Origin of the sequence: Nonlabens sp. Asnod2-A12, from assembly GCF_045063745.1 — a bacterium.
Taxonomy (GTDB): Bacteria; Bacteroidota; Bacteroidia; order Flavobacteriales; family Flavobacteriaceae; genus Nonlabens; species Nonlabens xylanidelens.
On sequence record NZ_JBEFOB010000003.1, the window covers coordinates 562,649 to 583,997 of the forward strand.

Consider the following 21,349-nt stretch of genomic DNA (forward strand, 5'->3'; position numbering starts at 1 on the left):
GGTTAGCTTTTTAAGGACGTCTGGTTTTAATCGATGTTACAGTTTAATGCTTCCTTTTATCTTAAATGTCTATAATTTCGGTAGGATACCGCGCTATTTGTAGGGATATTCTGTTATAATTATCATTTGTTCAAAAAAGTAACAGGAATAAACGTTAAAAGCGTAACAAAATGAATTCTAATACTCTATAAATAATCTTTATTTGTAGGAATAATTTTTTTATTCCAATAATGATAAGCGCCCCTATTCTCGATAATGAATCAAAGAGACAAGCAGCTGTAGAAAAATACCGCTTGCTGGACACCATGCCTGAGGATAGTTATGATAATATCACTTCTATAATCGCTAGTGTCTGTGATGCTCCTATATCTTTAATTACTCTAGTAGATAAAGCTAGAAATTTTATAAAATCTGGTCACGGAGTGGATATTACAGAGTCTGAGCGAGACATCTCTTTTTGTGGTCACGCTATAGCTAGTGACGATGATATCATGATCGTTAACGATGCACGTGAAGATGTGCGTTTTAAGGATAATCCACTACTTACCGATTTTAAAGCTATTTTTTATGCCGGTGTACCTCTAGTAGATGCAAACGGTTATAAACTAGGTACATTATGTGTTTATGACAGCAAACCAAGAACACTAGTTGCACACCAGATAAAAGCTCTCAAAGCTATGGGCAAGCAGGTAATGCATCTTTTTGAAGAGCGTTACAAGACTTTTAAACTTCTTGCCATGCAGGAAGAACTAGAAGAGCGCAATGAAGAGTTAAAAGACTTTGCTGGAATAGTATCTCACGATTTAAAAGCACCGTTATCTAACATAATAATGATAACTAAACTTTTAAAAGAAAGCGAGAAAAACCTATCACAACAGTCCATAGATTATCTAGGTTATCTGAGAGATAGCTCTAATAATATGAGTCGTTATATAGATGGTATTTTACAGTTTTACAGCAGTAACGAACTGGTTACCGAAGAATATGATAGCGTTAGTTATGTAGACACTATAGAAGACGTAATCGCCATGACGGTAAAAGATGATCATATAAAGATCAATTACATACCAGAATATGACACCACGTTATTAACTCATGAGGTTGCTTTAAAGCAAATTTTAATGAATTTAATGACTAATGCGATAAAGTATAATGATAAAGAAGAAACCCTTATAAATATTAACCTAGAAGAAAATAAGGAAGAATATATAATTACTATAAGAGATAACGGTAGTGGTATTGCTCCAGAGAATTTGAAATCCATATTTAAGCTGTTTTATATCGCTACACAAGAAGATCGCAACGGTAAACAAGGTACAGGAATAGGACTGGCAACTGTTGCTAGATTAATAGACCACATGCAAGGTAAAATTACTGTAGATTCTCAACTAGGAGAATGGACTGAATTTAAAATAACCTTACCTAGAAAAGGAACTCTAGAAACTGCCTAAACTTCTTTAATTCCAAATAAAAAGTCCGTAATGTTATACGTATAGCATTACGGACTTTTTTAATATTAGACGAAATAGAATTAGACTTTAGTCCCGTCTTTTCTATATTCTACGTCCATATTTTTTCCTTTTTGTTTAAATTCTATATCGTAGAATTCCCCTTGTGTAGCACTCATAACATGCTCTGCTTCTTGTATGGTTCTATCAGGAAATTCTCTTTCTATTGCTTTTTGTATCGCTTTAGGGATTTCTTTGTCTTTGATAGAATTTTCTGTTTCTCTCCAAGTACCGTCTGCATGAAAATCTGCACGGTATTTCTCTCCATCTTTTTTAAAATGAGCTTCCCAATAGCCATGGTCGTCTAGTTCAAAATCTGGATCGTTTTCTCCTGGATATTTTGTTTCAAAAGCTTCTAGTACTACTTGAGGCACCTCGTTTGAAGACTGGGTCTGACAACTAGCACTAATCGAAATAAATAATAACGTAAATAATATACCTGTAAGTCTCATAATTATCTGTTTTTAATAAATTTACAGATAGATACACACACTTCTACTTAATACTGTATTAATATGTGTTATGAGATGTTAAAATAACAATAGAATTCTTACCAGCTTATAGGTCTGTAATCCTTCAAAAATTTACCACACCAGTGCTTACCAGTATTGATACCATCAAATAATGGATCCATAACACGTGCTGCACCATCTACTATATCTAGTGGCGGCTGGAAATCGTGAACTTCTTGTTTCTTTTTAGACAGCTGTACAGGATCCTCATCTGTAACCCAGCCCGTATCTACCGCATTCATGTAAATACCATCTTTAGCCAGTGTGCCTGCTGCGGTATGCGTTAACATGTTAAGAGCAGCTTTGGCCATGTTAGTATGTGGATGGCGGTCTTCTTTGTGAAAGGTATGGAACTTCCCTTCCATCGCACTCACGTTTATGATGTGTTTTTTACCTGTATTATCTTTCTTCATAATTTCAGAAAGACGGTTACAAAGTACGAACGGAGCAACAGAATTCACTAGCTGTACCTCTATCATCTCGGTAGTTTCTATCTCTCCTAGTTTTAATCGCCAGCTATTGGTTTTTCTTAAATCCACTTGCTGTAAATCTGCATCGAGTTCACCTTCTGGAAAAACCTCTTGTGTTACCAGTGCTTTGTCAAAACTATACGGTATTTGAGATAATTTTGCACTTGCTCTTAAACCTATACCAGGTTCTGGACCGTGCCATGTTACCGGCATATTTTTATTAGGCGATGCGCCTGGAGTTAATTCTTGTAACTCATGTAAACATTTGTAATGATCTGTAAGCGTTTCTTGTGCAAATACAGGTAATTGCTCAAAAGTCAACTCTTCATTAGGCATTAAATGTGCATAAAATCCAGACGGTCTTCTTACTGTTTGCGCAGCGTTATTGATAAGAATATCCAGACGGTCGTATTTCTGTTCTATATAATTACAAAAAATCTCTACACTAGGTATGTGACGTAAATCCAACCCATGAATATGTAAATTGTGTCCCCATTCTTTAAAATCTTCTTCTTTAGAAAATCGCAAAGCACTATCATGTGGGAAACGAGTAGTTGCAATAACTGTTGCACCACCACGCAATAACATTAAGGTAATGTGGTATCCTATTTTAAGCCTAGAACCGGTAATAATGGCTACTTGCCCTTTTACATCGGCATTTTGAAAACGTTTTGCATAATTAAAATCACCACAGTCGGTACACATCTGGTCATAGAAATGATGCAGTTTTGTAAACATGGTTTTACATACATAACAATTGCGAGGTGATTCTAGCTCGCCAGTTTCTTTTTGAGAAAGGTCTGCAGCGGCTAGTAATTTAGGAGCAGTAAAGATGGCATCTTCACGTGCACTTCTTATTCCTGTTTCTTTACGAGCATGTTTATCTCGTTCTATTTGTTTTCTTTTGGCAGCTTTTTTAGCATCCTTTTTACCGCGCTTGTATTCTTCACGAGTCGGTCTGGATAATTTACCTGCCGCTTTCATTAACGCGACACGCTGCTCCTCTGGTAACGCAAATACACTTTTAGGATCTTCAATAAACTTATTAAGTGTTTGAATACATGCTTCTATTTCTTGTATAGAAGTGTTTTCATTTTCTTGAGTTTTGTCCGTATTCATAGTGCATTTTTCTGTGTGCAAATTTAATGGTTATCACAACAATATGGAGCCCTATTTATCAGGATAATAGAAAGAATGGTTGTGTAGGTTCCGCTTTCGCGAAAGCGGAAACAAAATCAATTTAAGTAGACCAGTTAAAATCTGTAATTTACTATAGAAATTAGTGTGTTTACCTGTTTTTAGGAGAAGGCTTGATGTCATCTTTACCTCTCTTTCTACTATTGATAAAATACACACCGGTAATCATAATCGCAGCAGCAATCAAGGATTGTGTGGTTACTTCTTCGTCCAAGAAATACCAACCTAGCAATAGAGCTACTACAGGATTTACATAAGAAGAGGTTGCCACTTTTTCTGTAGAGATATTCTTTAAAAGGAAATTAAATGCCGTAAAAGCCGCAATACTACCGAAAATAATAAGGCAAGCTAAAGCGATATAGGTAGGCTCTTGCCACGTCATAGGAGAAGACCAAGACTCGCTAAAAGCAAAACTAGCAATAGCCAGTATGACACTAGCCGCTATCATTTGATAACCAGTCGAGACAAAGAAATTAGTAGGTACATCAGCTTTGGCGACAAATAAACTACCTGCACTCCAACTTAAAATACAACTGATAATCATGACAATACCAGTAATAGCGCCTTCTTTGGTCGTTATTTCATTCTGACTAATTAAGATGTACATACCTACTAGCCCTAGAACAACACCTATAACAGATTTTGCTTGCAATGCTTTGCGTTGCACGAGTCGCATAAGTAACAGAATAAATAAGGGTTGCAATGCGGCAATAAGTGCTGCAAAACCTGTGTCCACATATTTTAATGCCCAAACAAAGACACCGTTACCATAACTAAGAAAAAGAAAACCTGCTAGTGTACAATTGAAAAATTGTTTTCTAGTAATGCTAAGACTGTACCCTAGCAATTTTGCTATTATAAAAATAAGAATACCTGCAAGTGAAAATCGGATACTAGCAAGCATAAATGGTGGCAACTCGGTCACCGCCATTTTATTCCATAAATAGGTAGATCCCCAAAATACATAAGTGGAGAAAAAAGCAAGACCTATTAAAGCAGTTTTTCTATTCATGGAAACAAAGCTAATTCAATAATCGGTATTGAACAGATAAGTATCTATTAATGTTATCAAAAAAAAGGGCATAAAAAAAACCCATCTAAATTAGATGGGTTTTGTAAGAAATTTAAAGAATCGAATTAGTCGATTACTCTAACATTAACGGCGTTTAAACCTTTTTTTCCTTCTTTAAGTTCGAATTCAACTTTGTCACCTTCACGGATCTCGTCGATTAAACCTGTTACGTGTGCAAAATGTTCCTGACCTGATCCTTCTTCTGTGATAAATCCAAATCCTTTTGCGTCATTGAAAAATTTTACTGTACCTGTACTCATTTGTAATAATTTAAATTAATAATACTTCTTATTTGATTTCAAAAGCCGTGCCACAAGAGTATTCACCATGGAAAAGCTCGTTACAATCAGACAATAGAATAAAAAACTAAATAAGAAATCTCACTAATCTTTATGACCACATGTTCCAATCATACAGCAAAAATAATCTTTTTAATCAATGTAAAGCAATAAAAACATGAAATAGATTTAAAATTAGTAAAATAATAACAATAGAAACGACAAGCACCTCAACAACAGCTATTTAATTACTCTGTAAAAGGTAACAAATGTGTATAAAAAAATAGCCATATCTCTATGGATATGGCTATTTATTAAAGTCTAAAATTTTAAAATCTTAAGCTTGTTGCTCTTCGTCTTTTTTAGACTTGCGGTATAAGTACGTTTCAAAGATATTACGCTTTGCAAATCTGTAACGGTTGTCTGCATTTATAAGTTTTTTGAAGATTTTTACATCTACTCCAAAATATTCATAAGTACTACCATCTGTAAAAACTACTTCTAGTACACGTCCTTTGTGGTCAAAGTCTTTTATACCAGTGTTAGAAATCGTTTCTTTATATTCTGCTAGGTTAGCTTCCTTAGTTTCTGGAGCAATACTAACAAGAAAGTGGTAACCATCGATAATCGTTCTACTCATTACCTCTGCCTCTTCTTTCTTATCATCACCTTCCTGAAATTTATCAGGGTGCCATTCTTTAACTAGGTTACGGTAACTTTTTTTAAGTGCTTTAAGTTCAATGTCCTTTTCTACGTTGAACATTTTCTTATACTGATTAATACGCTTCATGTGCTCCTCTTTTTTAAGGCGGCGCAAAAATACATCTTTAATCTAGATGGAAAACATTAAAAACTAGAATTCTACAATTCCTTTTTAGGTAAAGTAGGCAGTTGTTGATTTTTAGTAGGCTTAACGACAAATGGTGTGAACCAGTCCCAAGTAATTCCTATCTTAAAACGAGCAAAATCGTCTAAAAAACGATAGTTATAATCGTCACGACCCACAGAAAACTGTACGAGAATACCTAAATCGCTATCCCATGGGTATAAAATACCGCTGGTTTCTGACCTATAAGGAGCACTGGATGGGTGTGAACCTATGGTATAATTAAATTGCTGACTAAGGGTGTACCTCATCTTTTTGAGATGTGAAGTAAATTCATAACCGAATTCTAACTGGTGACGTCCTAAAATATCTATGTCTTCTGGATTATATCCTCCAAAATCTGCAAAACCTAAAAACTTATCGTGATACAATTGATAAGTAGCTGTAAAAGAATGAATTTTTTGAGGAATATTATCTCCGTTAAATGTATTGAGGCGGTAGTTAAAACTAAATCTTGTTAGGTTAGTTGAGAAATTACCTCCACTTCTATTGAGTAATTCTGCAAGATCTGTATCGTCTGTAAAACTGTTATACAATGCTATACTCTCTTCAGAATTATCATCAAACTCGGTACTAAAAGCGCTACCTGCTTGTCCATTACTGTAATGCCCAGACTCCACAGCAACAGTAAGGAAGTTATCATCATTAGTTTTAATAATTTTTTGCCATCCCAGTAATACTTTATAACTAGGGGTTTTTACTGGTTTAGACTCTTCATTATAGATTCTAAATTGAGGTTGAAAAGATAAATACACCGCATCACCATTTGTTATGGTATCTTTATTAAGCGCTTTTCTTAAATCGTTATACAGACTGTAATAAACGACTGGTCTAGCCTCTAATAAAATCTCTTCGTATTCATTATTACCCAAACCTACAGACAGGTCTGGTCGTATAGCGATAGGGTAATATTCTTTAAATCCACTAATCTCATCTTGTTGACCATAAGAAATGAAACTAGTTAAAATTAAAGCAATTAGTAAAATTTTATTCATAATTCAGTTTTTGGGGATAGAAAAATTAAAGCGTGTAAATTTAGTCAATGAAAGAGGCTTATTGCTATCTTTTAAAATGCTATTAACATTAACCTCAACAAAATCTCAATATCATTTATGAATAAAAAAAAAGATTCAGTCTTCATGAAAGCAGAATCTTTTAAATACGTTATAAAATCTATTTTTTTGCAAGTCTGCGCAATGCGACCCATTGTTTAAGCATTTCTCTAGAATCTACTGCTGGATATCCTAAAACGGTTTGTCCTGCTTTAACATCATTCATCACACCACTACCAGCGCCTATAGTTGCACCAGACTCAATAACTGTATGGTCTTTAATACTGGCACTACCACCTATGATAACACCATCACCTAGTGTAACAGAACCTGCAAGACCACTATGACCAGCCATTATACAAGATCTACCTAAGATACAATTGTGTGCTATTTGAACCAGGTTATCGATTTTACAACCATCACCTACTATGGTAGAATTGAATTTTGCACGATCTACACAAGAATTTGCACCTATCTCCACTCCATTTCCTATTACCACGTTACCTATGTGTGGTATTTTAACCAGGCCACGACCATCGTCTGCTGGGCGGTAACCAAAACCATCTGCTCCTATACTCACATTAGTATGAAAAATGCACTGCGCACCTATTTGAGAACGCTCTCTAATAACCGTACCAGACCAGACTACTGTTTGTGGACCTATCGTGGTGTCGTCAAAAACACTAACATTGTGGTACAATACCACTCCATCTCCCAAGACTACATTTTTACCTATGTAACAATGTGCGCCTATTTTTACACCTTTACCTACAGTTGCTGTTTTATCAACTACTGCTGTTGCATGAATATCGGTATCAAAAGCAGGTGTCTCTGGTTGAAAAGCTTCTAACAATCTCGCCATAGCAAGATCTGCATTTTTAACTTTAACAAAAGCACGATTATCTCCAGGCTGCAATTCTATATTATCATTAATAATAGCGACTGACGCATTTGAATCTGCCCAGAATTTTGCATATTTCTTATTTCCTATAAAAGTAAGATCGCTATTTGAGGCATTTCTTATCTCGTTAACACCTGTTACAGCATGAGTTGTGTTGCCTACTTGTTCTCCTTTTAGGATCTCGTTAATTTGTTCTACAGTAAATGAATGCATAAATAGTTAGTTGTTAAGTGGTAAATCTAAGTATTTATAAAAGAAAAGTAGCACTGTGTGCAGAAACAAGGCATAAAAAAAGACCGTACAAAACGGTCTTTTTAAACTTAATTATTTTTAAATCTCTTATTTCTTCAAAGATTCCATATCAATAACAAAACGGTATTTTACATCATTCTTTTGTACTCTTTCAAAAGCTGTATTGATCTCGTCCATATTGATCATTTCTATATCAGACACAATATTGTGTTCTCCACAAAAGTCTAACATTTCTTGAGTTTCTTTGATACCACCTATTAAAGAACCAGCAACTCTTTTTCTACCTAGAATCACACTACCACCATGCATAGGCTCTAACGGCTCTATCGCACCTACCATACACATAGTAGAATCACGTTTAAGTAAATGTAAATAAGGATTGATATCGTGTTTTACTGGAACTGTATTAAGAATAAAATCAAAGGTTCCTTTATGTGCTGCCATAGCATCACTATCCTTAGAGATAAGAACACCATCTGCTCCTAGACGCTTAGCATCGTCTGCCTTACCAGGAGAAGTAGTAATCATAATCGTTTCTGCACCCATAGCAGCTGCAAACTTAATACCCATGTGACCTAAACCACCTAGACCTACAACACCTACTTTATCACCTTTCTTGACTTTCCAGTGGTTAAGCGGTGAGAATGTAGTAATTCCAGCACATAATAAAGGTGCGGCAGCTCTTGCGTCTAGATTTTCTGGAACTCTTAGTACAAATTCTTCTCTAACTGTAATACTTGTAGAATAGCCACCAAAAGTATGATCACTATCTGCTCCACCTATTTTATCCTTACCGTTATACGTACCTACCATACCGTTATCACAGAATTGCTCTAGGTCATCTTTACACGCACTACACGTCTGACAAGAGTCTACCATGCAACCTACACCTACTAGATCACCTACTTTATAACTAGAAACACCGTTCCCTATTTGAGAAACCTTTCCTATAATTTCATGACCAGGTACGATAGGGTATTTTGCATTACCCCAGTCATTTTGTTTTGCATGTATATCACTATGACATACACCACAGTAAAGTATATCGATTTTTACATCATTTTCATTAAGATCACGACGTTTAATAGTCATTTCCTTTAAATCTGCATCCTTATTTACTGCTCCGTACGCTTTTACTTCTTGCATTTTTTATTGTTTAAATACCTCCTTATCGGTTCTGGTATTGTGGTTATTATTTAGTTTTGCAAAACTAGCCAGAAATACGTTTTAAATGGGTTAATAACGCGTTAAAGCATTAGTTTTTTGCTATTAAAATTTATGAAAATTCCGCTTTCGCGAAAGCGGAACACATCTAACTACACTCTTCTACTGTATCTTTACCTACTTAATACAAATTTATGCTACACATAGTTCTCATAGAGCCAGAAATTCATACCAATACTGGTAATATAGGTCGTTTAAGTCTGGCTACAGGTTCTCACTTGCACCTAGTAAAACCATTAGGTTTTGAACTAAGCGATTCTAGATTAAAAAGAGCAGGACTGGATTACTGGCAACATATAGAATTGAGCATCTATGAAAATGCTGATGAGTTTTTTGAGAAAAACAAAGATCGATCTATGGCATTTTTGAGCAGTCATGGAACTAAGGATTATACCGATATACCATTTGAAGAAGGAACGATGATTATCTTCGGGAAAGAGTCTAAAGGTTTATCAAGTGATATTACTGATAGATTTAAAGATCATTTATATAAAATCCCACAATACAGCGAGCATATACGCAGTATTAACCTAGCAAATGCGGTAGCTGTTATTACTTATGAAGGTTTGCGCCAATTGCGATAAATAAAAAACCCAACCATTTCTGGTTGGGTTAAATTTTAAAATTGGTAAGCGTCTATTGGTTAGATTCCATTTGCGCTTCTCTTCTCATCTCTTCTCCTGCTACTATTCCTATCTCTACTCTTCTGTTTTGCGCTCTACCTTCAGCAGTTTCATTAGTTGCTTTAGGAGAAGCCTCACCGCTGTAAGTCATCGCTATTCTATCGCTAGAAATACCATGTGTGGCTAAATAGTCCCTAACACTCGCAGCTCTTTTTCTAGACAATTCAAGGTTGTAATCTTCGGCACCCTGACTATCTGTATGACCTGCAACCAGCACCTCTGTACCAGGATACTTGTTCATTACATCTAACAGCTTATTAAGAGTAGTTTGTGAGTTTGCATTCAATAACGACTGATTTGTAGCAAACTTTACTCCACTACCTTCATCAAAAGTTACTACTATTCCTTCTCCTACTCTTTCTACATCTGCACCTGGTAAACTAGCTTCTATTTCTTTAGCCTGCTTATCCATATTGCGACCTATTAAGTTACCAGCGATACCACCTATTGCAGCACCTACTACAGCACCTTCAGTCTGGTTATCTCCATCGCCTACATTATTTCCTATAATTAAACCTAGAATAGTACCACCTGCAGCACCGATTACGGTACCTTTTTGCTGACTATTGCTATTTTTAACTGCTCCACAACTTACTAATAAAGCAGCTGCGATTACTATTGTGATTATATTTGATTTCATAATTTTAGTTTTAATAATTGTTTTTGACAAAATTCATATTTACATAAACCGTCTCTCCATTTACACTAGCCGGTATACTCCAGGTCATGTTAGATTCATTTGCCCTGGTAATTTCTAGTTGATAGCCCGCATTAGATTCTGATTTATATTTTGTGTCTGTTATTTTAAGTAACAAATCTCCTTTTATCATTTCTTTACTGCCTGGTACATCCCATATAAAATATCTTTCACCTGTTGAACAATTTGCATTATTGATGTTGTATGTACCTCTATTATTGTTAGCTACAAAGTTCCAATTGCTACCCTCAAAACAACTAGCAGCAACATCTTGCAATAGCGTAGATTTAAATTCTCCTACACCATCATAAGTAACACTCTCTATAATCCAATTACCATCTATAACTCGTGTAGTCTGTTTTACCGCATTAGTTGTAGAACAACTGGTAATCGCAAAAACTACAAGCAACACTAAAAACAAAATCTTCTTCATAACTATTAATTTTATACGATATTATCATTTATATAATATGACATGAGTTATAAAGTTCTTAATTAACAAAATTTACCAATAGACTTAACAGAATCCGATCGAAATCAAAAAAAAATCCAACCATAAATGGTTGGATTTTTTAAATCTAAACTTGGCTTACTCTTATTTTAGGGAAATCTTTCTTTTAGGCTGTGGTAATGCTTCTTCCTTCTTAGGAAGCGTTATCAATAAAACGCCATTGTTATATGAAGCATCTATATCATTTTGATTTACCGTTTCTGGTAAGTTAAAACTTCTTTTAAATGATTTCTTACCAAATTCTCTTCTCGTAAATTTAAGAGCAGCGTCTTCTTCTATTTTTTCTACTTGTGAAGCAATAGTAAGAACATCTTTATCTACTTCTATCTGTACCTCATCTTTTGAAAAACCTGGGATACTTAATTCTAATAGATAACTCTCTTCTCTCTCTGCTACATTAATCGATGGTACGAAAGATTTTGCAGTCTCTGTTGTACCTCCTAAATAATCGTTTTTAAACATTTCATCAATAAGTGATGGTAACCAATTGTTTGCTGTTGTATGTGCTAATTTCATAATACTAATTTTTAATTGTTATGATTCAGCTTATTCAAACAGGATACCAAACAATAAAAGCGACACAATGTCGCTTTTACATGGTTTAGCAATGACTAAATGTCATTAATTACTATTTCTTAGGTGTATTTGCATCAATTCTGACGGTGGTATTTCTCCATGTGGATATTTAAGCATGGTTTGCAGTAATGCATCTACAGTCGTTTTTCTAAATCCGTATTGTAAAGCTACTTCATGTAATAGTTGTAATTCTAACTCATCTACATGACCATCAATATGCATCATTAACATCATTCTATGAAAATGAACTATACGCTTAGTATAATCCTTAGGCGGCATAGTTGTTAACTCTTCTGGATGGTTAATCATATAATCGATCTCTTCTTCACTTAAATCCATACGTTTTCCTACCGATGTTATAAAGCTCACCTCTTCTTTCTTTAGATGGTTATCTGCATGTGCCATTAGGATTAACTCGCTTATAATGTGTCTCTTTTCTTCTGTAGTGTAGGTCATGTGATATGATAATAATATGTGAAAATACATATTTATTAGGATTAACTTAACCACATTACTCTTACTTTTAAGAATATGAATTCGATTTTTATAAGACTCAAGTCCTTTTTCAACACAATTACTGGTAGTATTGCGTTTTACCCATCTTTTTATGCTGTAAGTGCTATTTTATTCGGTTTATTCATGAAATGGGCCGAAGAAATGAATGTTTCCAAAGCTTTTCAAGAGGTTTTCCCATCTTTAATCATTAACGATGTAGATACAGCAAGAAGCATTTTAACCACTTTAATAGCTGGTGGTATCTCTATGTTAGTCTTTACCTTTTCTATGGTGATGCTTTTATTGAGCCAGGCCGCGGCTAACTACTCACCTCGTGTTCTACCCAATTTAATATCTAATAGAAAACACCAGTTTATTCTTGGGGCATTTCTAGCAACCATTCTATATAATATAATAACAGTGATAGGTATAGATCCATCTGGTAGCGACTACCATCTTCCAGGACTATCGGTATTGATAGGTATTATAAGTGCCTTTGTAGCACTAGCAGCTTTTGTTTACTTTATTCACAGTATTTCTTCTAGCATACAAATCAATAATATACTAGAAAACATATATAATAAATCTAGTAAACGACTACAGATTCTTATAGAACAACAATCATCACAAGACCAATTTCCTAATACTAGTAAATGGTACACGTACCCAACTAACAGAAGTGGTACCATACAAAACATAAGTGTAGAAGGTTTGAAAAAATCATGTGAGACTTGTAAAACTAAATTTGAAATGCTCACCACCAAAGGGAAATACATTCTAGAAGGAGAAGCTCTTTTTAAATCTGAAATAGAATTAAGTTATACACAATTAACTGAAGTGCATAAAAATTTTAATTATTCAGAATCTGAATTAGTAAGTGATAACTACGCCTTAGGATTTAAACAAATTACAGAGATAGGTATTAAAGCCATGTCACCAGGTATAAATGATCCAGGGACTGCTATAGACACCATTGATTACCTAACTGACTTAGTGCGTTTAAGAATGCTCAAAAAAGATCACAACATTGTACTTAATGAGGATAAAGATGCTCTTATAATGTTAAACACCACAAAATTTGAAGATCTTATCTATGATATTTTTGCGTCTTACCGCAAGTATTGTAAAGAAGACTTATCTGTAATGGGTAAACTGCTGCAATTATTCTCTCTTTGCATGGGTAGAGAAACCTGTGAACAGTCTTACTACACTACATTACACTTACAGGCACAATTACTTATTCACGATGCCGAAGAATCTATTTCAAATTCTCACGATCTCGATCGATTAAAAACACAATTTGAATCCATAGAAACTCAATACCATCAATTATCTAGTAATTGATCTATTAAGTAAGTATCCATTTAAAGCCTTATCCATGTTTGGGTTCTATAAAATATAGCGATATACCCTCGTACTTTTAACCGGTTAGGATTATCATCATCCAGCCATATTTTACAGGTATATGTTTTACCATTTTCTGGATCTAGAATATCACCTCCCTTATATACGTCTCCTTTTTTATTAAGACCCTGTATAATTTCTAGTCCTAGAATCGGTGCATCTTTCTGTTCTCCTTCACAGTTGATACATAATGCATTTTTAGGCGCATTCTTATCTAGTATTTTAGCAACTTTTCCATAGATCTTTCCATCTCTTTCATAGATTTCTACATGAGCTTTTACCACGCCAGATTCATCGTCTATGGTTTTCCATGTACCTGTAACTTGTTGTGCATCCGCTTTCGCGAAAGCGAGAACACAAAAAACTATAAAAACTAAATATTTCATTTAATGAGAATTAAAAAGCCTATGTAAAATACATAGGCTTTCATTTATTAATAAGTCGCAGATAGATTATTTACCTAACATACCGTCTTTAAGATCATCATCTGCAGGGTCTTCACCTAACCAGATACCGAATAAACCTTTCTTAAATTTTAATCCAGCGATAGTACCTAAGTCTTTACCGTTTTTAGAAACCTTAGTTCCTGTTCCTGGAGCATAAGCGATTTCAAAATGATCGCCCTTTACGATTGCTTCACTAAAAAGACCGATAAATTTATTGATTTCAGATTGAATAGCTGCTCTTTCACTATCGGTACAGCTATCGCCGAAACCATCTTCTACAGCACTTTTCATTTTACTTTGTGTTACTTTACTATCTGTAATGTCCAGGGTAATTGCCATAGCCTGATCTGCACTTACTAGAGTAGATCCATTACTACTCTTTGTTGTAGTGTATAAAGCACCTACATAAAGCTCAAACCATAATTTCTGTCTTACACCAGCTCCATTTAAAGAAAGCTCTTGACCAGATACAGTTAAGTTTTTTTCTATAGATACGCCTTCGATAGTTTGCTGTGCAGTTGCAGTATATGTTCCTAAAAGAGCCATAACTGCTAAAAGTAATTTTTTCATTTTTAAATATTTTAGTTCTTAAATATACTACACAGATTTCAAATTCCGTGCCTTTAATGATCTAAGTGATGCATTTAATTCAAATCCTAGTAATAAAAGATTAGAATTGAGCCATATATAAACCATAAGAATAAGTAACGCTCCTATCGATCCATAGATCTCGTTATAAGAAGAAAAGTTATCTATATAAATACCGTATAGATATGAGAATATTATAATTAAAAATGTGGTTACTAGCGCGCCTATAGATAAAAAACTACTGGTTCTTCCATCTTTTGTACCGGTGTAATAGAGCGTACATATAAACATGAATAACATGATTATTAAAGTTACATACCTCAATAACTTAAGCCATATCTCCATAGAATCTTCGGTCATGAAATCTCTACTGCGCAATTCTGATATCCAGTACTCTACCACACCAGCTAATACAACACCTAGAAAAAGAAAGACAACTAACATAATAGAAACAGCAATGGCTACTACATACTGTCTAAAGAAACCACGGTTTAACTCTGAATGAAAGCTGCGCTCAAAACCATTAAATATCGCATTGATACCGTTTGCCATTAGAAACAAAGAGGTTAAAAATGCTACGGTAAGTAAACCGCTATTCCCTTGTAAAGCAATTTCTTTAAAAATGTTATCAAATGCACCTGCTGCCTGTGCCGGTAACAAATCATTTACAAAGAGTAATACCTCTTCTTGAAAATTATCTATTTCTATAAAAGGAATTAAGTTAAGTATAAATAGAATAAAAGGAAACAGTGCCATGAAAAAGCTATAAGAAATAGCACTAGCACGGGCAGAAAATGCTCCTTGAACAATACCTAAGTAGTAGGTCTCGCATAAATCCCAAGCGGTCATTCCTTCAAATCCAGGAAGTTTCCACTTGTCAATTAATGCCACTATCCACGATACTACAGGTATGCGGTCTACTATCTTTTTTACTTTACTCATGCACCGCTTTAAGACTTAAATCTAGGTTATACACACTATGGGTAAGCGCACCACTAGAAATAAAATCTACACCACATTCTGCATATTTTCTTGCAGTATCTTGTGTTATACCACCACTACTTTCTGTCAGACATTGATCACCTATTAACTCTACCGCTTTTCTAGTATCTTCATAATTAAAATTATCTATAAGAATGCGGTAAACACCGTCATTAGTAAGGATTTCCTTAATCTCTTCTAGATCTCTAGCTTCTACGATAATTTTAAGATCGCGATTTGTATCTTTTAGATATTGTTTTGTTTTCTGAATGGCTTTTGAAACACCGCCAGCAAAATCGATGTGATTATCCTTGAGCATTATCACGTCGTATAATCCATATCTGTGGTTAACGCCGCCACCTATTACTACCGCCCATTTTTCTAGTATACGTATTCCAGGTGTGGTTTTACGAGTGTCTAGAATCTTTGTTCCTGTACCTTCTAATAGGTCTACAAATAATTTAGTTTTTGTAGCAATCGCACTCATACGCTGCATGGCATTTAACGCCAGACGTTCTGCTTTTAAGATGGATTGTGAAGAACCGGTTACATAAAATGCCTCGTCACCATATTTTACAGGGCTACCATCTTCTATTCTAACGTCTATCTGTAATGTAGGATCTACTTCTTTGAATACCGCTTTCGCGAAAGCGACACCTGCCAAAATCCCATCGTCCTTAACTAGCAATCTTGCCTTACCTACAGCTGTAGCAGGTATACAGGACAAACTACTATGATCTCCATCACCTACATCTTCTCTCAATGCATTTTGGATAATGCGTTTAATTTCTTCTTGTGCTTCTTTTGAATTGTAGTCCATCGTGTTTATTTACATATCAAAAATAAGGCATTCCTTTATTATGTTAGAATATTTGGTCCATGCTTTTCATAGTTCACTCAATCAAATGGGCAGTTCACTCATTTAAGCTATAAATTAATGCTTAAAGGTTAGAAATTGTATCAAAATTAAACGGCATGTTAATTGAGAATCTTATTTCTCTACAAAACCTAACCTTATGAAAAAGTACTGCAATACATTTCTCGCGTTTTTATTCTTATTCTCACTTTACACTACTGCACAGCAATCTCCTGTTCTTAAAGTAGGTGATAAAGAAGTAGGTCTCTCAAAATTAGATATAAATGTTAAGGTCACCGGTAACCGAGTGGTAACTACTTTTGATATGTTGTTTTACAATCCTACTTCTCAAATACTAGAAGGAGAGCTTAATTTCCCACTAGGTGATGGTCATGAAGTGTCGCGTTTTGCCCTAGACGTAAATGGCAAATTAAGAGAAGCCGTAGTGGTAGATAAAGAATTGGGACGTATAGCCTTTGAAGAAGTGGTACGTCGCGGTGTAGATCCTGCATTATTAGAAAAAGGAACAGGAAATAATTATAAAGCACGCATCTATCCTATTCCTGCAAATGGTCATAAACGCGTAATTCTAGCCTACGAACAAGAACTTACCTATGAAAATGAAGCACATTATTACCAGCTACCGCTAAGATTCAAGAACACTATAGACGATTTTCATTTAAGAATAGAGTTTCTAGACCAGTCCAAAAAACCTTTATTAGTAGATGGACAGTTATCTGGGTTAAAATTCACGGACTGGCAACATAATTATGTGACCGACCTGAGATTAGAAAAATTTAAGGCAGATACCAACCTTAAAATCAAAATACCTACAGATATTCAAAATGATCAACTAACGGTATCTGGAGATCATTTCTATTATTACCAGACATTTTCTAACTTAAAAAAGAAACGTGCCTCTATGAAGGAAGTAACTCTTTTATGGGATGCATCACTATCTATGAAAGATCGTGAGATAGAAAAAGAGCTCGCTTTTTTAGATCTTTTCTTTAAAGAAAATCAAGATATTAAAGTAAACCTAGAGATTTTTAGTAATAAAATAATGACCAATTTATCTGGTATCAAAATTAGAAATGGAAAATGGAATAATATAAAAGAGATCTTAAAAAATCAAACTTATGATGGTGGTACAGATTACGGCACAATAGTTAAAACATCTAAAACAGATGCTTACCTCCTATTTACCGATGGTTTAAAAACACTGAGCAATTCTGACTTTTATCAAGATGCACCAGTATTTGTGATTAATAGTTTAAAAAAATCTAATACACCATTATTAAAAGAGTGGACTCGAGCATCTAGTGGTAATTACATAAATCTTGTTACTGATGATACTGCAGCTGCTTATGATATGATTAAATATCAGTCGTTAGAATATTTAGGTTATGCGTCAAATAATAAACAAATAGAAATATTACCTAGAGCGACTCAGTTTATTGATAATAACTTCAGTCTTTATGGTAAAAATGTAAATGCAGGAGAATCTATAGATCTACTTTATGGATATAATGGAAAGGTAACCTTAAGAAAAACCATTAAAATAAGTAAGGATTTAAATAACCAAAACCAGATTAAAAAATACTGGGCACAGCAAAAAATCGCAGAGCTTGCTTTAAATAAAAAAGAGAACAAAAAAGCAATAACAGATCTTGCTGTACAGTACCAACTCGTTACCGATTATACTTCTCTTATCGTTCTAGAAGAAGTACGTGATTACCTAAGGTATAAAATAGAACCGCCTGCCGAATTAAAGCAGGAATACGATCTAGCCATCGCACAAATGAAAAGAGATTCTATAGCTATGGCAAATAATAAAGTTCAATTTAAAAGTAAGAAAGAAGTCAGTGACTGGTCACCTCGAGATGCTCCTATACAAAGTGAAATTGTAGACAGACCTAACTCTAGCGTAATCCAAAGATTACAAGGTCAAGTATCAAGGATACATGTTGAATCAAGTTCTGGACAGCCAAGAGCTAATAGTAATATTCAAGTTAGAGAAACGAGTACAATTAGCGGATTAATAAATTCAGAAGACTACGAAGCTGCTCCAGACATGCAAGCTCCAAGATCGTTAGAAACCGAGCCAGAGTTAGATGAAATAGTTGTCGTTTCAGGGCAAGATGAGAACACCGGTAGAACCAATAGACAGAATCGATTTAGAGCAGAGCAAGAACGCAAAAAGCAAGTATTAAAACAGCTGGTAGTATCCAATAGAAAAGTGCAAGTTCCTTATTTAACAGCATTGAGAGCTACTAACAGTATAGAAGCAGCCTATCAATTGTATTTGACTAACAGAGAAGATTATAAAGAACAGCCTGCATATTTTATAGATGTAGCTAACTTTTTTAGAAAAGAAAGAAACAATACCCTTTTTGCAGACCGTATTCTATCCAACGTGGCAGAGATTGATTTTGACAATTATGAATTGCTAAAAGTTTATGGTTATCAGTTAGAAAAGGAAGCAAAATTATATGAAGCTATTTTTATCTTTAATCGTGTATTAGAATTGCGTCCAGAAGATTCTCAATCTTACAGAGATCTCGCGATTGCATATGAAACTGCTGGACTTTGCAATAAAGCATATGCTTTATACCACGATATTATTACTGGTGAAATCTATGAAAATGGAAATCGCAGAGTATTTCCTTCTATGGAAAGCATCTCTAGGACAGAGCTTAAAAGGCTAGCAAGCAAATACCAAGACGATTTAAAAGATGTAACAGTAAATAAAGAACTTTTAAAAGAAGAAACCTATGATCTTAGAATCTTAGTAGACTGGAATCATAACGATACCGATATAGATTTACACATCGTAGATCCTAATCTAGAAGAATGTTTTTACAGTCATCCTAATACAAAAATGGGCGGACAGTTAAGCAAAGACATGACTCAAGGTTTTGGTCCAGAGCAATTCACACTAAGTCAAGCCAAAAAAGGAGATTATTACATCAAAGTAAAATACTATGGAGATCGTTATCAAAAAGTAGAGAATCCTACTTTTATGAAAATCACACTAATCAGAAATTATGGGAGACCTAACGAAACTAAAGAGCTTAAATTAATACGTTTAACACACAAAGACGATATAGAAGTTGTTGCGAAAATTACTATTTAAGGTATTTGATTCAGCTTATTAAATAGGTTCTCCATAAAATATTGACATCACCAATTACTTTTTAAAAGCTCCTCGCCTTAGAAAAGGCGAGGACAGATTTATCAGCAAAGCTGCAAATCAGGAGTGGTTGAAAGGTGGTAGTACATAACTTAACAATTTATATTTATGGATAAAATTTGTTTGGATTCCAAAAATCACCGCATCAACCTTTCCGTCTTTGTCGCTGCGCGCCAAATCCACCTTTCCTTTCTAAGGAAAGGAGCTTTTAGAATTGTAATTAAAAAAAACTATTCCATTAACTTTGCAACATGAAAATTACACTTCTCGCCGTAGGTAAAACAGACGATTCTCGCATAGACCAACTCACTCAAATGTATGTAGACCGATTAGGTCATTACATTAATTTTGATCTTGAGATCATACCAGATCTTAAAAAGACTAAGAATCTAAGCGAAGACCAACAAAAGAACGAAGAAGGAAAATTGATCTTAAACAAGCTAGAAAAGAGTGATTTTGTAACCCTACTAGATGAAAAAGGCAAGAAGTACACCAGCATGCAATTTGCAGAGTTGATCAATAAAAGAAGTGTTTCTGGTTTAAAGAGATTGGTATTTATAATCGGTGGTCCTTATGGTTTCTCTCCAGACGTTTATTCTAGGGCAAATTCTAAATTGTCCCTAAGCGACATGACTTTCTCTCATCAAATGGTCCGTTTATTTGCTGTAGAACAAATTTACAGAGCATTTACCATTTTGAGAAATGAACCTTATCATCATGAGTAGGTTTACAGTATTGAAATTTTATCATCCCTGAAATCATGAAAATAAAGTTTTTAAAAGGTATTATTTTGAAGTCTACTATCTAATTATTTTAAATATCAATAATTTCATATCATAATCATGATACCACAATTCAAAAATTTTAATCTAATAATCTGGGGAGTTTTATTAGTGGCCTTAGATTTTTCCTTCTCGTCAACGAGAAATGGAGTAGGTATCAAATTTGACATCTTGAATGATTTTATAGGTAGTATTATGATCTATCTGAGTCTGTTGAAAATTTCTAAAATCAAAGTAGAAGAACCTTCTTTCAATAACAAAATGAACTATATCTTAACTATTTCTATATTATATATTTTTTATAGTATTTCAAATTTTTTGATATTTCCAATGATTGCATGGGTAAGTTTTTTCAAAAATGTTCTTTTACTAGTGTTTTTATCAGGTACTATATTATTCTTAGATGTTATGACTATAATTAGCAAAGAGAAATCTTTTAATTTATCAAGGGACAATTTTATCCTTACTAAAAAATTGTTTTTTTGGATAAATTTATTACCACTTTCTATTTATATAATTTTTGCAGTTTTGAACAATTTAAATAGAAGTTATCAATATAATTTACTTAATGAGATAAATTTTAGAGCAGGAATAATTATCATTTTAATATTATTTATACCGAATATTCACTTAATATTTTCATTAATTAGGTTGAAAAAAGAAAATAAAGAAAAGTATTAAACCTATAATAATGATATAATGTTTCTTAGAAACTTATTATTCTATATTTCTTAATCAATATTGGAAATTATTTTCACTCAAATATTCTATAACTACTAAGTCTT

22 protein-coding genes are annotated in these 21,349 nt (G+C 34.0%); 6 read left to right on the forward strand and 16 right to left on the reverse strand.

What is annotated here, in order from left to right; genetic code table 11:
• Positions 1–230: 230 nt before the first annotated feature.
• On the forward strand, positions 231–1,451 hold the full coding sequence (locus tag ACJJVJ_RS02635; protein WP_405368784.1) for an ATP-binding protein: 1,221 nt from the start codon (positions 231–233) through the stop codon (positions 1,449–1,451).
• An 80-nt stretch (positions 1,452–1,531) separates the two neighbouring features.
• Here ACJJVJ_RS02635 and ACJJVJ_RS02640 read toward each other — a convergent pair whose 3' ends face one another.
• From ACJJVJ_RS02640 to ACJJVJ_RS02675, 8 genes are all read right to left on the reverse strand, one after another.
• Positions 1,532–1,960: a PepSY-like domain-containing protein gene (locus ACJJVJ_RS02640; protein WP_405368786.1), complete on the reverse strand. Its 429-nt coding sequence runs from the start codon at positions 1,958–1,960 to the stop codon at positions 1,532–1,534.
• Positions 1,961–2,058: 98 nt separating this feature from the next.
• The gene (locus ACJJVJ_RS02645; RefSeq protein WP_405368788.1) at positions 2,059–3,609 is read right to left on the reverse strand and encodes an SDR family NAD(P)-dependent oxidoreductase; all 1,551 of its coding nucleotides are present in this window, start codon (positions 3,607–3,609) and stop codon (positions 2,059–2,061) included.
• A gap of 169 nt (positions 3,610–3,778) precedes the next feature.
• Positions 3,779–4,699, reverse strand: coding sequence for an EamA family transporter (locus ACJJVJ_RS02650; RefSeq protein ID WP_405368790.1), 921 nt, complete (start codon positions 4,697–4,699; stop codon positions 3,779–3,781).
• A 125-nt stretch (positions 4,700–4,824) separates the two neighbouring features.
• Positions 4,825–5,019 carry a cold-shock protein gene (locus ACJJVJ_RS02655; RefSeq protein ID WP_015363839.1) on the reverse strand — a complete coding sequence of 65 codons (195 nt, stop codon included), beginning with the start codon at positions 5,017–5,019 and terminating at the stop codon, positions 4,825–4,827.
• A gap of 355 nt (positions 5,020–5,374) precedes the next feature.
• Positions 5,375–5,827, reverse strand: coding sequence for a KTSC domain-containing protein (locus tag ACJJVJ_RS02660; RefSeq protein WP_405368793.1), 453 nt, complete (start codon positions 5,825–5,827; stop codon positions 5,375–5,377).
• Between the two features lie 71 nt (positions 5,828–5,898).
• Positions 5,899–6,918, reverse strand: a complete 1,020-nt coding sequence (locus ACJJVJ_RS02665; RefSeq protein ID WP_405368795.1) for a hypothetical protein — start codon at positions 6,916–6,918, stop codon at positions 5,899–5,901.
• A 178-nt stretch (positions 6,919–7,096) separates the two neighbouring features.
• Positions 7,097–8,089 carry a UDP-3-O-(3-hydroxymyristoyl)glucosamine N-acyltransferase gene (lpxD, locus tag ACJJVJ_RS02670; protein ID WP_405368797.1) on the reverse strand — a complete coding sequence of 331 codons (993 nt, stop codon included), beginning with the start codon at positions 8,087–8,089 and terminating at the stop codon, positions 7,097–7,099.
• Between the two features lie 126 nt (positions 8,090–8,215).
• A complete protein-coding gene (locus ACJJVJ_RS02675; RefSeq protein WP_405368798.1) occupies positions 8,216–9,274 on the reverse strand; it encodes an NAD(P)-dependent alcohol dehydrogenase in 1,059 nt (352 codons plus the stop codon).
• A 212-nt stretch (positions 9,275–9,486) separates the two neighbouring features.
• Between ACJJVJ_RS02675 and ACJJVJ_RS02680 the strand changes: the two genes are divergently transcribed.
• The gene (locus ACJJVJ_RS02680; protein WP_405368800.1) at positions 9,487–9,936 is read left to right on the forward strand and encodes a tRNA (cytidine(34)-2'-O)-methyltransferase; all 450 of its coding nucleotides are present in this window, start codon (positions 9,487–9,489) and stop codon (positions 9,934–9,936) included.
• A 52-nt stretch (positions 9,937–9,988) separates the two neighbouring features.
• On the opposite strand, the gene ACJJVJ_RS02685 is transcribed toward ACJJVJ_RS02680, so the two are convergent.
• The 4 genes from ACJJVJ_RS02685 to ACJJVJ_RS02700 form a co-directional block, all read right to left on the reverse strand.
• Positions 9,989–10,675 (reverse strand): OmpA family protein, encoded by a 687-nt coding sequence (locus ACJJVJ_RS02685; RefSeq protein WP_405368802.1) that lies wholly within the window; start codon positions 10,673–10,675, stop codon positions 9,989–9,991.
• A gap of 10 nt (positions 10,676–10,685) precedes the next feature.
• Positions 10,686–11,165, reverse strand: a complete 480-nt coding sequence (locus ACJJVJ_RS02690) for a lipocalin family protein (RefSeq protein WP_405368804.1) — start codon at positions 11,163–11,165, stop codon at positions 10,686–10,688.
• A 162-nt stretch (positions 11,166–11,327) separates the two neighbouring features.
• Complete coding sequence (locus ACJJVJ_RS02695; RefSeq protein WP_104515041.1) at positions 11,328–11,759, reverse strand: Hsp20/alpha crystallin family protein; 432 nt, start codon at positions 11,757–11,759, stop codon at positions 11,328–11,330.
• Between the two features lie 105 nt (positions 11,760–11,864).
• Positions 11,865–12,305 carry a TerB family tellurite resistance protein gene (locus tag ACJJVJ_RS02700; protein WP_146080375.1) on the reverse strand — a complete coding sequence of 147 codons (441 nt, stop codon included), beginning with the start codon at positions 12,303–12,305 and terminating at the stop codon, positions 11,865–11,867.
• Between the two features lie 45 nt (positions 12,306–12,350).
• Between ACJJVJ_RS02700 and ACJJVJ_RS02705 the strand changes: the two genes are divergently transcribed.
• Positions 12,351–13,658 carry a DUF2254 domain-containing protein gene (locus ACJJVJ_RS02705; RefSeq protein WP_405368806.1) on the forward strand — a complete coding sequence of 436 codons (1,308 nt, stop codon included), beginning with the start codon at positions 12,351–12,353 and terminating at the stop codon, positions 13,656–13,658.
• A gap of 20 nt (positions 13,659–13,678) precedes the next feature.
• Here ACJJVJ_RS02705 and ACJJVJ_RS02710 read toward each other — a convergent pair whose 3' ends face one another.
• The 4 genes from ACJJVJ_RS02710 to nadC form a co-directional block, all read right to left on the reverse strand.
• Entirely contained in the window at positions 13,679–14,104 is a 426-nt protein-coding gene (locus ACJJVJ_RS02710; RefSeq protein ID WP_405368808.1) for a DUF2147 domain-containing protein, read from the reverse strand.
• 66 nt (positions 14,105–14,170) lie between these two features.
• Positions 14,171–14,734: a chalcone isomerase family protein gene (locus ACJJVJ_RS02715; RefSeq protein WP_104515045.1), complete on the reverse strand. Its 564-nt coding sequence runs from the start codon at positions 14,732–14,734 to the stop codon at positions 14,171–14,173.
• Between the two features lie 27 nt (positions 14,735–14,761).
• Complete coding sequence (locus tag ACJJVJ_RS02720; protein ID WP_104515046.1) at positions 14,762–15,694, reverse strand: YihY/virulence factor BrkB family protein; 933 nt, start codon at positions 15,692–15,694, stop codon at positions 14,762–14,764.
• A complete protein-coding gene (gene nadC, locus ACJJVJ_RS02725; protein ID WP_104515047.1) occupies positions 15,687–16,553 on the reverse strand; it encodes a carboxylating nicotinate-nucleotide diphosphorylase in 867 nt (288 codons plus the stop codon). Before nadC ends, ACJJVJ_RS02720 begins: the two co-directional genes overlap by 8 nt.
• A gap of 196 nt (positions 16,554–16,749) precedes the next feature.
• On the opposite strand from nadC, the gene ACJJVJ_RS02730 reads away from it, so the two are divergent.
• From ACJJVJ_RS02730 to ACJJVJ_RS02740, 3 genes are all read left to right on the forward strand, one after another.
• The gene (locus ACJJVJ_RS02730) at positions 16,750–19,725 is read left to right on the forward strand and encodes a VIT domain-containing protein (RefSeq protein ID WP_405368811.1); all 2,976 of its coding nucleotides are present in this window, start codon (positions 16,750–16,752) and stop codon (positions 19,723–19,725) included.
• 308 nt (positions 19,726–20,033) lie between these two features.
• Entirely contained in the window at positions 20,034–20,507 is a 474-nt protein-coding gene (gene rlmH, locus ACJJVJ_RS02735) for a 23S rRNA (pseudouridine(1915)-N(3))-methyltransferase RlmH (RefSeq protein ID WP_405368812.1), read from the forward strand.
• Between the two features lie 117 nt (positions 20,508–20,624).
• Positions 20,625–21,245: a hypothetical protein gene (locus ACJJVJ_RS02740; RefSeq protein ID WP_405368814.1), complete on the forward strand. Its 621-nt coding sequence runs from the start codon at positions 20,625–20,627 to the stop codon at positions 21,243–21,245.
• Positions 21,246–21,349 lie beyond the last annotated feature (104 nt).

Bases quoted from the DNA above. Each gene is read 5' to 3' on its own strand.
- ACJJVJ_RS02700 (WP_146080375.1), bottom strand. From the start codon at position 12,305: ATGTATTTTCACATATTATTATCATATCACATGACCTACACTACAGAA.
- ACJJVJ_RS02635 (WP_405368784.1), top strand. From the start codon at position 231: ATGATAAGCGCCCCTATTCTCGATAATGAATCAAAGAGACAAGCAGCT.
- lpxD (WP_405368797.1), bottom strand. From the start codon at position 8,089: ATGCATTCATTTACTGTAGAACAAATTAACGAGATCCTAAAAGGAGAA.
- ACJJVJ_RS02640 (WP_405368786.1), bottom strand. From the start codon at position 1,960: ATGAGACTTACAGGTATATTATTTACGTTATTATTTATTTCGATTAGT.
- ACJJVJ_RS02660 (WP_405368793.1), bottom strand. From the start codon at position 5,827: ATGAAGCGTATTAATCAGTATAAGAAAATGTTCAACGTAGAAAAGGAC.
- ACJJVJ_RS02695 (WP_104515041.1), bottom strand. From the start codon at position 11,759: ATGAAATTAGCACATACAACAGCAAACAATTGGTTACCATCACTTATT.
- ACJJVJ_RS02740 (WP_405368814.1), top strand. From the start codon at position 20,625: ATGATACCACAATTCAAAAATTTTAATCTAATAATCTGGGGAGTTTTA.
- ACJJVJ_RS02710 (WP_405368808.1), bottom strand. From the start codon at position 14,104: ATGAAATATTTAGTTTTTATAGTTTTTTGTGTTCTCGCTTTCGCGAAA.
- ACJJVJ_RS02655 (WP_015363839.1), bottom strand. From the start codon at position 5,019: ATGAGTACAGGTACAGTAAAATTTTTCAATGACGCAAAAGGATTTGGA.
- ACJJVJ_RS02665 (WP_405368795.1), bottom strand. From the start codon at position 6,918: ATGAATAAAATTTTACTAATTGCTTTAATTTTAACTAGTTTCATTTCT.
- ACJJVJ_RS02730 (WP_405368811.1), top strand. From the start codon at position 16,750: ATGAAAAAGTACTGCAATACATTTCTCGCGTTTTTATTCTTATTCTCA.
- rlmH (WP_405368812.1), top strand. From the start codon at position 20,034: ATGAAAATTACACTTCTCGCCGTAGGTAAAACAGACGATTCTCGCATA.
- ACJJVJ_RS02685 (WP_405368802.1), bottom strand. From the start codon at position 10,675: ATGAAATCAAATATAATCACAATAGTAATCGCAGCTGCTTTATTAGTA.
- ACJJVJ_RS02680 (WP_405368800.1), top strand. From the start codon at position 9,487: ATGCTACACATAGTTCTCATAGAGCCAGAAATTCATACCAATACTGGT.
- ACJJVJ_RS02720 (WP_104515046.1), bottom strand. From the start codon at position 15,694: ATGAGTAAAGTAAAAAAGATAGTAGACCGCATACCTGTAGTATCGTGG.
- ACJJVJ_RS02690 (WP_405368804.1), bottom strand. From the start codon at position 11,165: ATGAAGAAGATTTTGTTTTTAGTGTTGCTTGTAGTTTTTGCGATTACC.
- ACJJVJ_RS02650 (WP_405368790.1), bottom strand. From the start codon at position 4,699: ATGAATAGAAAAACTGCTTTAATAGGTCTTGCTTTTTTCTCCACTTAT.
- ACJJVJ_RS02675 (WP_405368798.1), bottom strand. From the start codon at position 9,274: ATGCAAGAAGTAAAAGCGTACGGAGCAGTAAATAAGGATGCAGATTTA.
- ACJJVJ_RS02645 (WP_405368788.1), bottom strand. From the start codon at position 3,609: ATGAATACGGACAAAACTCAAGAAAATGAAAACACTTCTATACAAGAA.
- ACJJVJ_RS02705 (WP_405368806.1), top strand. From the start codon at position 12,351: ATGAATTCGATTTTTATAAGACTCAAGTCCTTTTTCAACACAATTACT.
- nadC (WP_104515047.1), bottom strand. From the start codon at position 16,553: ATGGACTACAATTCAAAAGAAGCACAAGAAGAAATTAAACGCATTATC.
- ACJJVJ_RS02715 (WP_104515045.1), bottom strand. From the start codon at position 14,734: ATGAAAAAATTACTTTTAGCAGTTATGGCTCTTTTAGGAACATATACT.